Origin of the sequence: Dactylosporangium sp. CA-092794, assembly GCF_050948465.1 — a bacterium.
Lineage (GTDB): Bacteria > Actinomycetota > Actinomycetes > Mycobacteriales > Micromonosporaceae > Dactylosporangium.
The window spans coordinates 3,402,477-3,416,603 of record NZ_CP192044.1; the positions used below are offsets into that span (position 1 = coordinate 3,402,477).

At 70.7% G+C, this 14,127-nt stretch carries 16 protein-coding genes; 15 read left to right on the top strand and 1 reads right to left on the bottom strand.

Annotated features, from left to right (window positions below; all coding sequences use genetic code 11):
- Positions 1–7: 7 nt before the first annotated feature.
- From ACQPXD_RS14810 to ACQPXD_RS14870, 13 genes are all read left to right on the top strand, one after another.
- Positions 8–616, top strand: a complete 609-nt coding sequence (locus ACQPXD_RS14810; protein ID WP_432838709.1) for a UbiX family flavin prenyltransferase — start codon at positions 8–10, stop codon at positions 614–616.
- A complete protein-coding gene (locus ACQPXD_RS14815; protein WP_432838711.1) occupies positions 613–1,281 on the top strand; it encodes a carboxymuconolactone decarboxylase family protein in 669 nt (222 codons plus the stop codon). The genes ACQPXD_RS14810 and ACQPXD_RS14815 overlap by 4 nt, the downstream gene beginning before the upstream one ends.
- Positions 1,278–1,991: a DUF2848 family protein gene (locus ACQPXD_RS14820; protein ID WP_432838713.1), complete on the top strand. Its 714-nt coding sequence runs from the start codon at positions 1,278–1,280 to the stop codon at positions 1,989–1,991. Before ACQPXD_RS14815 ends, ACQPXD_RS14820 begins: the two co-directional genes overlap by 4 nt.
- Positions 1,988–3,229 (top strand): amidase, encoded by a 1,242-nt coding sequence (locus ACQPXD_RS14825; protein WP_432838715.1) that lies wholly within the window; start codon positions 1,988–1,990, stop codon positions 3,227–3,229. The genes ACQPXD_RS14820 and ACQPXD_RS14825 overlap by 4 nt, the downstream gene beginning before the upstream one ends.
- Entirely contained in the window at positions 3,226–4,203 is a 978-nt protein-coding gene (trxB, locus tag ACQPXD_RS14830) for a thioredoxin-disulfide reductase (RefSeq protein WP_432838717.1), read from the top strand. The genes ACQPXD_RS14825 and trxB overlap by 4 nt, the downstream gene beginning before the upstream one ends.
- 3 nt (positions 4,204–4,206) lie before the next feature.
- Positions 4,207–5,625 carry a UbiD family decarboxylase domain-containing protein gene (locus ACQPXD_RS14835; protein ID WP_432838719.1) on the top strand — a complete coding sequence of 473 codons (1,419 nt, stop codon included), beginning with the start codon at positions 4,207–4,209 and terminating at the stop codon, positions 5,623–5,625.
- A complete protein-coding gene (locus tag ACQPXD_RS14840) occupies positions 5,622–5,951 on the top strand; it encodes a thioredoxin family protein (protein ID WP_432838721.1) in 330 nt (109 codons plus the stop codon). The genes ACQPXD_RS14835 and ACQPXD_RS14840 overlap by 4 nt, the downstream gene beginning before the upstream one ends.
- Before the next feature lie 20 nt (positions 5,952–5,971).
- Positions 5,972–6,319 (top strand): cupin domain-containing protein, encoded by a 348-nt coding sequence (locus ACQPXD_RS14845; protein ID WP_432838723.1) that lies wholly within the window; start codon positions 5,972–5,974, stop codon positions 6,317–6,319.
- A complete protein-coding gene (locus ACQPXD_RS14850) occupies positions 6,316–6,627 on the top strand; it encodes an EthD family reductase (RefSeq protein WP_432838725.1) in 312 nt (103 codons plus the stop codon). Before ACQPXD_RS14845 ends, ACQPXD_RS14850 begins: the two co-directional genes overlap by 4 nt.
- Positions 6,624–7,760, top strand: a complete 1,137-nt coding sequence (locus tag ACQPXD_RS14855) for an NADH:flavin oxidoreductase/NADH oxidase (protein WP_432838727.1) — start codon at positions 6,624–6,626, stop codon at positions 7,758–7,760. The genes ACQPXD_RS14850 and ACQPXD_RS14855 overlap by 4 nt, the downstream gene beginning before the upstream one ends.
- A gap of 14 nt (positions 7,761–7,774) precedes the next feature.
- On the top strand, positions 7,775–8,464 hold the full coding sequence (locus tag ACQPXD_RS14860) for a cysteine hydrolase family protein (RefSeq protein ID WP_432838729.1): 690 nt from the start codon (positions 7,775–7,777) through the stop codon (positions 8,462–8,464).
- Positions 8,465–8,643: 179 nt separating this feature from the next.
- Entirely contained in the window at positions 8,644–10,197 is a 1,554-nt protein-coding gene (locus tag ACQPXD_RS14865; RefSeq protein WP_432838731.1) for a glycosyltransferase family 39 protein, read from the top strand.
- A 45-nt stretch (positions 10,198–10,242) separates the two neighbouring features.
- The gene (locus tag ACQPXD_RS14870; protein WP_432838733.1) at positions 10,243–10,542 is read left to right on the top strand and encodes a hypothetical protein; all 300 of its coding nucleotides are present in this window, start codon (positions 10,243–10,245) and stop codon (positions 10,540–10,542) included.
- Between the two features lie 364 nt (positions 10,543–10,906).
- Here ACQPXD_RS14870 and ACQPXD_RS14875 read toward each other — a convergent pair whose 3' ends face one another.
- Complete coding sequence (locus ACQPXD_RS14875) at positions 10,907–11,851, bottom strand: cation diffusion facilitator family transporter (RefSeq protein ID WP_432838735.1); 945 nt, start codon at positions 11,849–11,851, stop codon at positions 10,907–10,909.
- Between the two features lie 260 nt (positions 11,852–12,111).
- Here ACQPXD_RS14875 and ACQPXD_RS14880 point away from each other — a divergent pair, with 260 nt between their 5' ends.
- Positions 12,112–12,975: a hypothetical protein gene (locus ACQPXD_RS14880; RefSeq protein WP_432838737.1), complete on the top strand. Its 864-nt coding sequence runs from the start codon at positions 12,112–12,114 to the stop codon at positions 12,973–12,975.
- Between the two features lie 467 nt (positions 12,976–13,442).
- The gene (locus ACQPXD_RS14885; RefSeq protein ID WP_432838739.1) at positions 13,443–13,814 is read left to right on the top strand and encodes a hypothetical protein; all 372 of its coding nucleotides are present in this window, start codon (positions 13,443–13,445) and stop codon (positions 13,812–13,814) included.
- Positions 13,815–14,127 lie beyond the last annotated feature (313 nt).

The window sequence follows — 14,127 nt, forward strand, 5'->3', positions numbered from 1 at the left end:
AGGGGACATGCGACGAGTTGTGGTGGGGATCTCCGGCGCCAGCGGCGCCGCCTACGGCGTGCACCTGCTGGACGTGCTCCGCTCGGCGCCCGACGTCGAGACGCACGCGATCGTGTCACCCGGCGCCGAGCGGACGCTGCGCCACGAGCTGGATCTGTCGGCGTCGGCAGTTGAGCAGATGGCCACACGCCGCCACCATGACGCCGACGTCGGCGCCGCCGTGGCGTCCGGCACCTACCCGGTCCACGCCATGGTCGTCGCGCCCTGCTCGATCCGCACGCTCGGCGCGATCGCCTCGTGCCAGGCCGACAGCCTGATCACCCGCGCCGCGGACGTCTGCCTCAAGGAGCGGCGGCGACTGGTCCTGGTGGTCCGCGAGACCCCGCTGCACCTCGGACACCTGCGCCTGATGACCGCGGTGACCGAGGCCGGCGCAGTCATCATGCCGCCGGTGCCCGCGTGGTACGCCCGGCCGCGAGCCGTCGCGGACATCGTCGAGCACACCGTGCTGAAGATCTGCGACCTGATCGGCGTCGACACCGACATCGCGCCCCGATGGACCGGGCTCGACCCGGACCCGTCCTGCGACCAGCCAGCTGACCGGAGGAACCCATGACCGCCGTCGACTCACCCAAGCCGTTGCAACGCGTGATCGAGCAGGAAGGCGACACGGCCGCCTTCCTGCCCTACCCGCCGATCGGCGACGAACTGGAGCACGTGCCGATGGCGGTCCGCCCGGACGTGTTCTACTACCTGTCCCGGATGGGCTTCCTGCCCAACACCATCAAGCTGTACCTGCACGTGCCGTGGGTTGCCGAGCAGCTGTTCCGGCTCAACAACGCGATCATGCGGGACGAGCGGAACGGGCTCAGCGAACATCTCAAGTACCGGCTGTCCATCATCGCCAGCCGGGACAACGACTGCGAATACTGCACCGCCCACCACGTGGCCATCCTCAAGGGTCGATGGGGCTACGCCGAGTCCGCCGTCGAGCAGATCCTGCAGATGGAGCACGGCCAGGACGAGCGCGAGCGGGTCGCCGTGGAGTTCGTCCACCGGGCCAGCCTCGACCCGACCACGGTGCCCGGCGAACTCCGGCGCCGGCTGGCGGAGCTGTTCAGCCCGCAAGAGGTCATGGAGATCGTGTTCGTCGTGGGCTTTTGGAAGATGTACAACACGATGCACTCCGCGATGGCCGCTCCGCTGGAGGATCCGGTCAGCCAGTACGCCGGCTGGGTGCATGTACAGCCCGCGGCGGAACCCCGGGACCCGCGTCCATGACCGGGCCGGGCGTGCTGCGGTTCGACACTGCCGACGCGACGCATCAGCTGCGGCCGAACACACTGGTCGCCGCTGGCTACACCGGCCGCGACCCGGCTGCGGTGGGGCGCCACATCGCCGAGCTGGCCGCCGAGGGCGTGCCTGCACCCGCGCGGGTACCGGCCTTCTACGCGTTGCCGCCTGCGCTGCTGTGCCAGGACGTGTCTGTCGTGGTCGACACCGCGCACAGTTCCGGCGAGGTGGAGATCGCCCTGGTGCACACCGGTCGGCAGCTGCTGGTCACGCTGGCCTCCGACCACACCGACCGGGCGTTGGAACGTCTCGACGTCACCGAGTCGAAACGGGCCTGCCCCAAACCGATCGCGACCCGGGCGTGGCCCCTGGACGACGCGCTGGCCGAGCGCTGGGATGCTCTGCTGCTGCAGAGCTGGACCCATCCCGACGACACCGGGCAGCCCTACCAACAGGGCACTGCAGCGTCGCTGCTGCCACCCGAGGACCTGCTGCTGCGGTGGCGGCAGGAGCGGCCCGACGCGGCCGAGCCGTGGGTGCTGCTCTGCGGCACGGTGCCGACCACCGCCGGTGTCCGCTACAGCGGGCAGTTCGTCGCCCGGCTCACCGATCCAGTCGGCCGACGCGCCATCGATCTGCACTACCGCGTGCAATGCGGCGACACCCTGGACACCGGCAGTTCGCGGAGGCCGGCATGAGCACCGACCGGGCGCCGGGCCTCCCGTACAGCGCGCCGGCGCTGACCGAGCACGGTGGCGCCTACGCCTACCTGGTCGCACGGCCGCCGGCCGCGGGTCACGGTGCACTGGCGGGCGTCCGGCTGGCCGTGAAGGACCTGATCTCAATTCGCGGCTATCCGATGCGGGCCGGGTCGAAGGCCCGTCAGAGCGCGGTGCCGGAGACCACCACTGCGCCCGTGGTGGCCCGGCTGCTCGAGCGTGGCGCGTCACTGATCGGCGCTACGACGTTGCACGAGTTCGCGTTCGGGGTCACCGGCGTGAACGACCACGCGGGGACCCCGGCGAACCCGCGCGACCCGCGGTGTATCCCCGGTGGGTCCAGTAGCGGCAGCGCTGTCGCGGTCGCCGAAGGCAGTGCGGACCTGGCCGTTGGTACCGACACCGGCGGTTCCGTGCGGATACCGGCCGCGCTGTGCGGTGTCGTCGGGTTCAAGCCCGCCTACGGCAGCTACCCCGTCGACGGCGTATATCCGCTCGCGCCGTCGCTGGACCATGTCGGCCTGCTGGCCCGCACCGTCAGCGTCGTGGTGCGCGCTCACACGGCCCTGACTGGGCAGCGGCCCAGCCCCGCAGACCGGCTGCGGATCGGCCTGCTGCGCGCCGAGCTCGACGACGCCGATCCGCTGGTGTCCGAGTCCGTGGCCCTGGTGGCCGACGTCCTGGCCCGCAGTGGACACACCGTGTGTGAACTGCCCTGGCTCGACCCGCAGGACGTGTTCGAGGCCAGCACCACCCTCCTGCTGGCCGAGGCGGCCCGGGTGCACCGTGCGGCGATCGTCGGCGGCGCCCTCGACCGCTACGGCGCGGACGTGCGCGAGCGGCTGCTGCGCGGCGCCGCCGTCGACGCGGTCGCGGAGACGGCCGCCCGCCGCGTCCAGGATCGGCTGTGCCGGCTGGCCCGCGAGCGGTTCGGCGCGGTGGACTGCGTCATCGGCCCGACCGTCCCCGTGCTCGCCCCCCGGCTGGACGACGCCTGGCAGGCCACCATCGCGGCCCGGCTGGTGCGCAACACGAGGGCCGCCAACCTGGTCGGCCTCCCCGCCGTCACCCTGCCCCTGCCCGGGCCTGGCCTGCCTATCGGCCTGCAGATCTGCGCGGCGAGCAACGTCGCGGTGCTCGGCGCCGCACAGCGGATCGCACCACTGCTCGCCGCCGCCGACCCGTCCGTCGCTCGCCGGTCCGGAGGCACCCGATGACGACCATCACGGACCATGCGGTCGCCGTCATCGGTGGGGGACCGGCCGGCCTCACCGCCGCCATCTACCTGGCCCGGGCAGGCCTCGCGCCGGTGGTGTTCGAGGGCGACCACGGCCCGGACGGGCAGCGGCCCGGCGGGCAGCTCACCACCACCACGGCGGTCGACAACTATCCGGGCTTCAGTACCGGCGTGGACGGGCCGGCCCTGGTCGCCGACATGCGCGAACAGGCGCGCAGGTTCGGCGCCACGATCCGCACCGAACGCGTCGCGGCGGCCGATGTCCGCGGCCATCCGATGCGGGTGCGCACCGAGAACGGTGACGAGCACACCGCGGTGGCCGTGGTCGTGGCGACCGGCGCGACCGCCCGCATGCTCGGCCTGCCCAGCGAGGCCAGGTTCCTCGGCCGCGGCGTTTCCACCTGCGCCACCTGCGACGGCCACTTCTTCCGCGACCGGCACGTCGCCGTGGTCGGCGGCGGTGACTCCGCGATGGAGGAAGCCCTCGCGCTCAGCCACCTGGCCGGCGCCGTCACGGTCGTGTACCGCGGCGCACGGCTGCGGGCGTCGCACGTCATGCAGCAGCGGGTGTTGGCCCGCGCCAACGTCACCCTGCTGTACGAGACGGTCGTGGCCGACATCGTCGGCGACCAGAAGGTCTCCGCCGTGTCTCTGGTCCATCCCACCGCCCGCCAGCGGACCCTGCCCGTGGACGGGGTGTTTTTGGCCATCGGGCACGAGCCGAACACCGGCCTGTTCGCCGGGCAACTGCCCACCGACGAGCGCGGCTACCTGGTGACCGTGGGACGTACCGCCTGCACGCCGGTGCCGGGCGTGTTCGCCTGCGGCGACGTGCAGGACCCCACCTACAAGCAGGCGATCACCGCCGCCGGATCCGGCTGCATGGCCGCCCTGGACACCGAGCGCTGGCTCCGCGAACGCGACCCGGTGACCGCGAACGGATTCGGAGGCTAGGCGATGCTGGACCTGGAACAGTTCCTGGACATTCACCACGACCGGCATGTGCACGTGCGCGGTGCAGTCGAGCTCGAGCAGGTCGGCACGCTCACCGCACAGAGCCCGGAGAGCATCGTGTTCCACAACCTGGTCGGCTATCCCGGCTGGCGGCTCGTCGACCTGCTGTTCCACACTCGGCAGGCGCAGGCCCGGGTCCTCGGCTGTGCCGCCGACGCGGTCGTGCCGGCCCTTGTCGAGGTGCTGCGCCGGGGGCCCCGCCCGCTGGTCGAGGTCGACGAGGCACCCTGCCAGCGGATCGTCGTCGAAGGCGCCGACGTCGACCTCGGGCTGCTGCCGATCATCCGGCACACCGACACCGACCCGATCGCGTGCACGACCAGCTTCGCTGTGCATCGCGACCCCGACACGGGACGGTACAACCAGATGTTCCCCCGGCATGGCGTGCTCGGCCGGGCCGAGATGGTCTCCTCCTTCGTCACCGGCACCGCCATCCGATACCTGTCCCGGCACCAGGCCCGTGGTGACCTGATGCCGCAGGCCATCGTCATCGGCGCCCACCCGGCCTGGGAACTGGCCGGCACGTACACCCACCCGCATCGCGACTGGTGGGAGATGCAGCTCTTCGAGTCGATCACCGGCCAGCCCGGCCACGTCGTACGGTGCAAGACCGTCGACCTCGTCGTGCCCGCGGACGCCAGCGTCGTCATCGAGGGCTATGTGAACCCGCGGCGGGTCGCCACCGATGGGCCGTCGCCCGGCCCGACCATGCTGTTCACCCCGCACTCCGCCGAGGCGCCGGTGTTCGAGGTCACCGCGATCACCATGCGCGACCGGCCGATCTACCGCAACCACCTGATGTCGCCGTGGACCGACCACCAGGAGCTCCCGCGGCTGTTCCAGGAGGCGATCCTGTACGAGCGGCTGCAAGCCATGGGGCTCACTGTCCACGACGTCCACTTCCCGCCCGCCGGCGGCGCGCTGTCCTGCGTCATCCAGGTCGACCCGCAATGGGAGGGCCAGGTCACCGACGCGCTCCTGGCCACGCTCGGCTCCAGCTGGATCAACACCAAAATGGTCGTCGCGGTCGACCCGGACGTCGACATCTACGACCCGCGCGACGTCCACTACGCGATGGCGACCCGGGTGGACCCGAGTCGCGACGTGATCATCGTGCCCAACGCTCGCGGCTGGCCCTTCGACCCCAGCGCCCGGCCGATCCTCGACGCCGGCCCGGCCACCGCGCAGACCCGCTTTCCCAGCCTCATCGGTAAGTGGGGCATCGACGCGACCAAACCACCTCGGTACCGCGCCGCCGACCGGGACCGGTATGGGCGCGCCTGGCCGATCGGCTGGGGCCGGCTCACCCTGGCCGACTTCCTCGACCCGCCAACGCCCACCCACCCCGAGAGGCCGTCATGAACATTCCACGATGGACACCCGACGCGATGCACGACCAGGTGGCCACCGGCGTGCCGGTGCTGGTCGACCTGCGCGCCGACTGGTGCAGCCAGTGCGAACCCCAGGAGCAGGTGCTGGACCGGCTGCTGGCGGAGTACACCGGCACCGTCACCCTCGGTAGCGTCGACGTCGGCGTCCACCCGGACATTCCGGACCGCTACGGCGTCCTCGGACTGCCGTCGTTTCTGCTGTTCACCGGCGGCGAACTGCGCCAGGTCCTCAACGGCTACAAGCGCGCCCCCGAGCTGCGCCAGGCCCTGCGCGACCTGCTGCACCAGCAAGCCTGACCGACACCGAGGAGCCACCGATGCCCAAGCCCCAGTACGAGTTCCACCGACCCCGGCAGCAATGGACCCCCGCCGGCGGGCCCGTCGCCGGTGTGTGGGAACAGATCCTCGCCCGCGACCCGCACAGCGGCGACTACACCCGGCTCATGCGGTTCGAACCCGGCACCGACACGACCCCCAACGGCCCGCTCGCGCACGACTTCCACGAGGAGGTCTACATCGTCGACGGCGATCTGACCGACCTGACCCTCGGCCAGACGTTCAACGCCGGCATGTACGCCTCGCGACTGCCCGGCATGCCGCACGGCCCATGGCGCTCCGACAGCGGCGTGCTCATGGTCGAGTTCCGCCACGGATTTCCCCGATGACCGCCGCCTACCTGGTCATCTACGAGGGTCGACCGCAGGATCCGGGCGCGTTCCTGCAGTACTACATCGACACCCACGTGCCCATCATCTGGACCTGGCCCAGCATCCGCAACGTCGAGCTCGAGCTCGGTGACGACGGCGGCGACTTCTTCATGATCGCCCGATTCACCTTCGACTCCATCCAGGACCTGCGAGCGGCACTGACCTCGCCGCAGCGCGAGCACGCCCGCGCCGACCGCGAGCAATTCCCACCGTTCCACGGCACCATCCGGCACCAGGCCGTCCGGATCCGGCAGGTGACCGCGTGAGCGCACCCGCCGCCCGCGAACCCGTGCCGCTGTTCACCCCGCTGCGGCTACGTGGCATCGAGCTGCCCAACCGCATCATGGTCTCGCCGATGTGCCAGTACTCCGCCGACGACGCCGTGCCGGGCGAGTGGCACTTCGTGCATCTGGCCAGCCGGGCGGTCGGCGGTGCCGGCCTGGTCATGACCGAGGACACCGCGGTCGAACCGGCCGGTCGCATCACCCCGCACGACCTCGGCCTGTGGAACGACGAGCAGGAACGGGCCTTCGCCCACATCGCCCGGTTCATCGCCGCGCGCGGCGCGGTGCCTGGCATCCAGCTCGGCCACGCCGGACGCAAGGCGTCCCACCGCCGACCCTGGGAAGGCCGGGCCCCGCTCACCACCGCCGAAGGGGGCTGGCCCGTCGTCGGCCCGAGCCCCGTTCCCTGGCGCCCCGGCGACCTCATTCCGCAGCCCCTCACCCCGACCGGGATCACCGCCGTGATCGACCGGTTCACCCGATCCGCGCAGCGCGCCCTGCGCGCAGGCTTCCAGGTCCTGGAACTGCACGCCGCGCATGGATACCTCGCGGACTCCTTCCTCAGCCCGCTCAGCAACCGGCGCACCGACGCCTATGGCGGCTCGATCGACAACCGCACCCGCTTCCTGCGCGAGCTCGTCACCACCGTACGCACCGTCTGGCCCCATCACCTGCCCCTGTTCGTGCGGCTGTCCTGCACCGAATGGGTCGACGGTGGATGGGACCTCAGCCACACGATCGACCTGTGCCGGCGACTACAGGAACTGGGTGTGGACCTCATCGACTGCTCCAGCGGCGGCAATGCCGCGCGCCAGCAGATCAAGCCCAGCCCCGGGTACCAGGTCCCGTTCGCCCGGACGGTGCGGACCGAATGCCGCATCGCGACCGGTGCGGTGGGCCTGCTGAGCGACCCGCGCGAAGCCAACCACCTCATCGAGGCTGGAGAGGCCGACCTCGTGGTGCTCGGCCGTGTCATGCTCTGGAACCCCTACTGGCCGCACCACGCCGCCGCCGTTCTCGGCGCCGGCAACCGGCTGCCCGTGCAGTACGAGCGCGCCTGGATCCATGCCCCCGCACCAAGCACTGCCACACCTGCGACCGGCACCGCCGGCTGAGCAAGGAGAACACCTTGGTCACCTTCGACATCACGCCGCACCGCACCGCACTGCTCATCGTCGACCTTCAGCGCCTCTTTGTCGAAGGCTCACCCGTGGCCGCACCCGACGGGCCGGCGGTCCTCGAACGGCTCCGCCGCCTCGCGGCCACCTGCCGGCAGGCCGGGATCCGAATCATCCACACCGCCCATGTGGTACGCCCGGGCGGTGCCAACGCCGGCGTCATGGGTGAGGTTGTGCCTGCGGTCCGCGCCGGACTCATCGACGACGGAAACCCCATCGCCGAACTGCACCCCGGCAGCGAGGTTCACACCGGTGACGTGGTGCTGAAGAAGCCGCGATACGGCGCGTTCCACGGCACCGACCTCGAACTCATCCTACGTGGCGCCGGCATCGACACGCTCATCATCGGCGGGATAGCCACCCACGTCTGCTGCGACACCACCGCCCGCGAGGCCAGCGTGCGCGACTTCCGCGTCCTGTTCCTCAGCGACGGTACCGCCTGCTTCCCGCTGCCGGACATCGGCTTCGGCCCCGTCACCGCCGACGACCTTCAGCGTGCTGTCCTCGGCGCCATCGCCTTCGCCTTCGGCGAGGTGCTCAGCACGGAGGAAGCGACCCGCCGGATCGCCCTGAGCCAGACGACAAGATCGTCAAGTGCGCTGGCACCCAGCGGCGCCGGGGACGCCGCGGGGACCGGCTGAGGACGGTGTAGCGGAGCGTCTGGCGTCACGAAGACCTGCTGACTGGCGGGTCCACCAACGACCCCATCCGAAGGACGACCATTGAAGACGACACATCGCCTTGCCGCGTTCGCTGTGACCATCGCACTGGCTTCGGCGCTGACGCAACTGGCCTCGGCGACGTCGGCCAGCGCTGGTGCGTGCATCGCCCGGCCGATCAGGATCAGCGGACCATCGCCGAACGTGTGGTGCAACTGACTCGACGTGCCCGGGCCCGGCGTATCGTCCGTTCGGCGTGGTCCGGGCCCGTTCTCGTCGCGTCGCTGGTGTTGCTTGCGCTGATGGCGACCGCCAGCCGCTACGGCTACGACCGCGACGAGTTCTACTTCATCGTTGCCGGCGGCCACCCTGCTGCGGGCTATCCAGATCAGCCACCGCTTGTCCCGCTGGTGTGCTGGCTCATGCACTCCATCGCACCCGGCTCGCTGCCCATGCTGCGCCTGCCCTCCGCGCTGGCGGCGTCGGCAACGGTGCTCGCATCGGCCGCGACGGCACGGGAGGTGTCCAAGGACGCGATGGCACCGCTGATCGCGGCCGCCGTCGCCGGTGTTTCGGCCATCTCGCTGGCGACGGGTCATTTCGTCACGACGACGACGTTCGATGTGCTGTCGACGGCGTTGCTGGGCTGGCTCATCGTGCGTGTGATGATGCGCCGCAGCCGGACTGCGCTGGTCGTTGCCGGCCTCGTGGCCGGTATCGGGTTCGAGGCGAAGCCGCAGGTCGGCATTGCAGCCATCGCGCTGCTGGCTGCCGTAGCCCTCGTCGGGCCCCGATGGCCGTTGCGATCAGCACAGCTGGCGGTGGGCGCCGGGCTGGCGATCGCGCTCGCCGCGCCCTATCTCCTGTGGCAGCTGATGCACGGCTGGCCGCAGATCAGTGTCGCCCGCAACATCGGCGGAGACGCCGAAGGGGGCCGAGCCGGCTTCATCCCGTTCCAGATCGTCCTCGTGTCGCCATTCCTGGTGCCCATCATCGTGGCAGGCCTCGCCGTGCCGTGGCGCTTGCCCGCAGCCCGCCCGCTGCGACCGATCCCGATCGCCTTCGGGTTGCTCGCTGTGGCCTACATCGTTGGCAACGGCAAGGCCTACTACCTGGCGAGCATGTACCCCACGATCATCGCTCTGGGCGCGGTTGCCACCGCGTCATGGATCAGCAACGGCCGGCAACGCCTGCGCCATGCGGCCTTGGCCGCTGGCGTCGTCGCCGCAGGAGCGGTCAACGCGACCATTGCCCTGCCGTTTCTGCCACCCGATCGGCTCGATCACAGCGTGACGATGGGCATCAACCCGGACCTGGCCGAAGAGATTGGCTGGCCCGACTTCGTCCGAAGCGTCAGCGAGGCGTGGCATCGAATACCGGTGGCGGATCAGACGAACGCGGCCATCATCGCGAACAACTACGGCGAAGCCGGCGCCATCGACGTGCTCGGCCCCGGGCTCGGACTGCCGCACGCCTTCTCCACCCACAACGGCTACAGCCTCTGGGGAAGACCAACCGACGCACAAACACCGCTGATCCTCACAGGATTCGATGAAGAGACGGTCAATCAGCACTTCAGCGGTTGCCGCACGGTCGCCACCGTCACGAATCCTGACCGGGTCCACAACCAAGAATACGGCGGACCAATCTTCGCATGCACCGGACCGACGGTCGCCTGGAGCGAGTCATGGCCGCGCTTGCGGCACTTCGACTAACCGCAACCGGCCCCGACAAAACACGGATGGGAAAGGCTCTGACGCGTGGCTCAACACCCGGTCGACCTCTTGCCGCAGGTGACAGAACAAGATGAGATCAACATGACGGCGGCCTTCATCAACGTAACGGTCCAACAAGGAACCGTCCTCGGCGCACCGGCGGAGGAGAGACTGGAGGATCCTTGGCTCGTGGCGATCTGTCATCGCTGGGTACTCTCATTGAAGCACGCCTATACCAGCCGTGATCTGTCCGGTGCAGTGTGGCAGCAATTCGTCAGCGCCTGGGAACGCGCCCACCTGGACCGAACCGGCTACTTCGACGATCACCCCCGAGCATTTGGCTGAGGTCACCTCTTGGTAGGTTGCCCCTCCGCTGATTTTCCCGTGGATGGCCAGCCCGCACGGCGGGCGTTGCCGCCGCAACTGGGCCGTCCGCGTCCTCGTTGCGGGCGGTGCCCGACGGGCGCCGGTGGCGCGGGCCGTGCCCCGGTCGCGCGAGCCGGCAAACGGGTGCGTGTGACCATCTCCGCAGGACCGGGATGCATACCGGACCGCGTTGCGCATGTCGGCAGTCTGCCAGAGCAGCACGGCGCCGCACAGCCGACAGGACCTCCGCCGTCGAGGACGTTCCATCACCGGACGCCGCACAGCACCGCCGGTTGTCGCCGGCACGCCGGTTGCCGCCCGGCGGCTGGCCGGGCTGGGCCCGTTACGCGGCAGTGGGCTCGGTGGGCGTGGGTTGCGGCTGGTAGATGTCTGGCTCGACGAAGATCAGCGTGGCGATCGGCACCGCGGCGCGGATGCGGGCCTCGGCGCTGTTGGTGGCCTCGCTGATCTCCTCGGCGACGGTGTCGGCCGCGACGGTGACCTTGACCGCGATGAGGAGTTCGTCGGGGCCGAGGTGCATGGTGCGCAGGTGGATGATCCGGTCGAAGCGCGGCTCGTCCAGCAGCGCCTGGCGGATCTTGGCAATGTGCGTCTTCGACGCGGACTCGCCGACCAGGAGGCTCTTGGTTTCCATGGCCAGGATGACGGCGATCGCCACCAGCAGGGCGCCGATGATGAAGGTGCTGATGCCGTCGAAGACGCCGTTGCCGGTGATCACGGTTAGCCCGACGCCGAGCAGCGCCACGACCAGGCCGGTGACCGCGCCCGCGTCTTCGAGCAGGATCGTCGGCAGCTCGGGTGCTTTGGCGTGGCGGATGAACTGCCACCAGGACCGGTTGCCGCGGGTTTCGTTCGCCGAACGGGCGGCGGTGATCAGGGCGTAGCCTTCCAGGCCGATCGCGATCACCAGGATGATCACCGCGACCAGCGGTGAGCTCAGCTCCTCCGGATGCGTGATCTTGTGGTAGCCCTCGTAGAGCGCGAACAGCCCGCCGAGGGTGAACAGCACGATCGAGACGATGAACGCGTAGATGTAGCGTTCCCGGGCGTAGCCGAACGGGTGCTGCTCGTCCGCGGCCCGCCGGGCCCGGCGCCCGCCGACCAGCAGCAGCGCCTGGTTCGTGGTGTCGGCCAGGGAGTGCACCGCCTCGGCCAGCATCGACGACGACCCGGTGATCACCGCGGCGACGCCCTTGCTCACCGCGATGCCCAGGTTCGCGCCCAACGCGGTCAGCACCGCCCGGGTACTGCCACCGTCTGCCGCCACCGACACCAACCTCCACCATCGTGCGCACCGGACCCGCCTGGACCGGCTCTTCGGATCGGTCACCAGTGTCGCAGACGCGCGCCGGTGCAGCCTGGCCAGCACACGGCCGCCCGGGCGGGACAGGTGGCGGGGCCTGGCGTCAGCACAACACCAGGCCCCGCCACCACGGTAGCCAACCCGCGCCACGCCCGCGCCCGGCGACATCGAGGCGACCGGCCCGGCGGTGCCGGGGCCGGCCGGGATCGGGCAAGATGAGCGGTGTGTGCACCACGGCGGCCGTCAGACGCGTCAGCATCGGCTGCGGCACCGCCGCGGCCGCACTGCTCACCGCCGCGTACACGGCCACCACGGCCACACTGATCGTCGCGGTCGTGGCCCTCGCGATGGCCGGGCTCGTCACCCAGCTGCCCCGGCCCGTCCTCCCGGTCGTGGCACGCCCCGTCCGGCGTGACCGCCTGCTGCTGCCGCTGCTGGCCAGCGTGGCCGTCTCTACCCTCGTAGCGCTGTGCGTCCTGTGGGCGGCCGTCACCCCGCAAGGGCCGATCCCGTGCGTTGGCCCGTCGAACACCGCCCGCCTCGAGCTGGCCGCCGCGTCCGCCGTGCAGATCGGCGCCGCGGTTGTCGTGCTGCGCACCGCGAACCGCGACCGTGGGCAGGCGCCCTGGCGGGCATACCTGCGGCACAGCCCACGGATCCGCATGTCGCTGACGGTCGTGCTGCACGTGGCCGCACCGGTCGCGACGCTGGCCATCCTCGCCGGCGTCGCCGCCTGCCAGCTCAGCCACACCCGGCTGCTGGACACCGTCGCCGCCGCCACGGTCGCCGCGGCCATCACCGGCGTCGACCTGCTCCTCGCGGCCCGGCTCGTCGGCCTGGCCGTGCTCGCCCCGGCCCGTACCGCCGACACCGACAGCGTCGAGCTCGCGCTGCTAGCCGCCGACATCCGCTCCGTCGCCGACCTGCACGTCGTGCACCTCGCCCACAACGAGCTCATGGTCACCGCCCGCGTCGGCCTGCCCGCCGACGCGGACATCGCCGCGACCCTGCACCGTGCCCGCGCACACATCCGAGACTTCCTCCCCACGGCACGCCACATCTACCTGCAACCGGAGCCGCAGACCTGAACGCCGGGATCCGTCCCGCGCGACGAACCACACCGGGGCCGCCCGGGCCGGTCGGTGATCCGGATCACTTGGCACCGTCCGGACAGGGTGCGCGTTCATCCGGTCGCCGGAAAGCTTCGCCGATCGGATGAACGGGGCCCGGATCCAGCGTGCATAGGCTTCCCCGCATGGACCGGGGGAATGCGCGCGTCACCCGCGTCAGGGCTGTGACACTGCTCGTGCTCACACTCCTCGGGCCCACGGTGGCGGCCGGGGCATGTGCGGGCAAACCCAAGATCAAGCCCGGAGCTGACATCGACGCCGCCGGGCCGCACTACACCATCTCCGCCGAGCCGCCGGGCGCGCCCACCGCGCCGGTTCCAGGGCAGCAGTCCACGCCCGCCCCAGTCCCCGCTGCTTCGGTGCCGGCCTCACCGACCGGGCCGGCATCCCCGGTGGACGGGGTACGGGCGGCCGCGTTCGAGGCCGTGAGCGCCGACGACCTGGCCGCGGCGTCCACGATCGAGGTCGAGCAGCGCCCGTTCGCCGAAGACCAGCTCGTGTTCACCTGGACCGTCACCAACGATCCGGACGACCGCGAAGCCCGTGACCGGGTTCGCGATCAGGCCCTGCTTATCCTCCAAGCGGCCAAGCTCTCCGGCCTGTCCTACGGCTCCGTACTCCTTATCGCCAACGCCGCCGTCCGCGACACCGGCGGCCGCAAATCGGTGGTCACCGCCGTGCGGGCCAAATACACCCGTGAACTCGTCCAGGCCACCGACTTCACGAAAGTTGCACCGAACACCATCTTCAAGCTGCCCGACGACAAGCCCGCCGAGATCGACCCACACTTCGCGTAGGAGCCTGCCGCCGGCCTCGGCACCGGCCGTAGGCGCGACGGAGCTGGCGGGCACGAGGAGTGTCGGCGATCGCGATGCTGCAGGCGCTCCGGTCGGCCGATCGTGGCACCGCACACGTGGTCGAGGGTCATCGTCATGAGTACGTGCCGGTCGGCGACCACTCCGGGCGGAGCAGCCGGTCGAGGTCGGCCTCGATCGAGGTACCCGGCTGCTCGCCAGGGACGACTGGCGTCGGGCGAGGGTTAGGGCCGCCAGGAGGAGATGTTCCGCCGGGGCTGGCGTGCTACGGCCACGCCTCACAACGCGCAAATGC

Bases quoted from the DNA above. Each gene is read 5' to 3' on its own strand.
- trxB (WP_432838717.1), top strand. From the start codon at position 3,226: ATGACGACCATCACGGACCATGCGGTCGCCGTCATCGGTGGGGGACCG.
- ACQPXD_RS14820 (WP_432838713.1), top strand. From the start codon at position 1,278: ATGACCGGGCCGGGCGTGCTGCGGTTCGACACTGCCGACGCGACGCAT.
- ACQPXD_RS14835 (WP_432838719.1), top strand. From the start codon at position 4,207: ATGCTGGACCTGGAACAGTTCCTGGACATTCACCACGACCGGCATGTG.
- ACQPXD_RS14825 (WP_432838715.1), top strand. From the start codon at position 1,988: ATGAGCACCGACCGGGCGCCGGGCCTCCCGTACAGCGCGCCGGCGCTG.
- ACQPXD_RS14850 (WP_432838725.1), top strand. From the start codon at position 6,316: ATGACCGCCGCCTACCTGGTCATCTACGAGGGTCGACCGCAGGATCCG.
- ACQPXD_RS14810 (WP_432838709.1), top strand. From the start codon at position 8: ATGCGACGAGTTGTGGTGGGGATCTCCGGCGCCAGCGGCGCCGCCTAC.
- ACQPXD_RS14845 (WP_432838723.1), top strand. From the start codon at position 5,972: ATGCCCAAGCCCCAGTACGAGTTCCACCGACCCCGGCAGCAATGGACC.
- ACQPXD_RS14815 (WP_432838711.1), top strand. From the start codon at position 613: ATGACCGCCGTCGACTCACCCAAGCCGTTGCAACGCGTGATCGAGCAG.
- ACQPXD_RS14840 (WP_432838721.1), top strand. From the start codon at position 5,622: ATGAACATTCCACGATGGACACCCGACGCGATGCACGACCAGGTGGCC.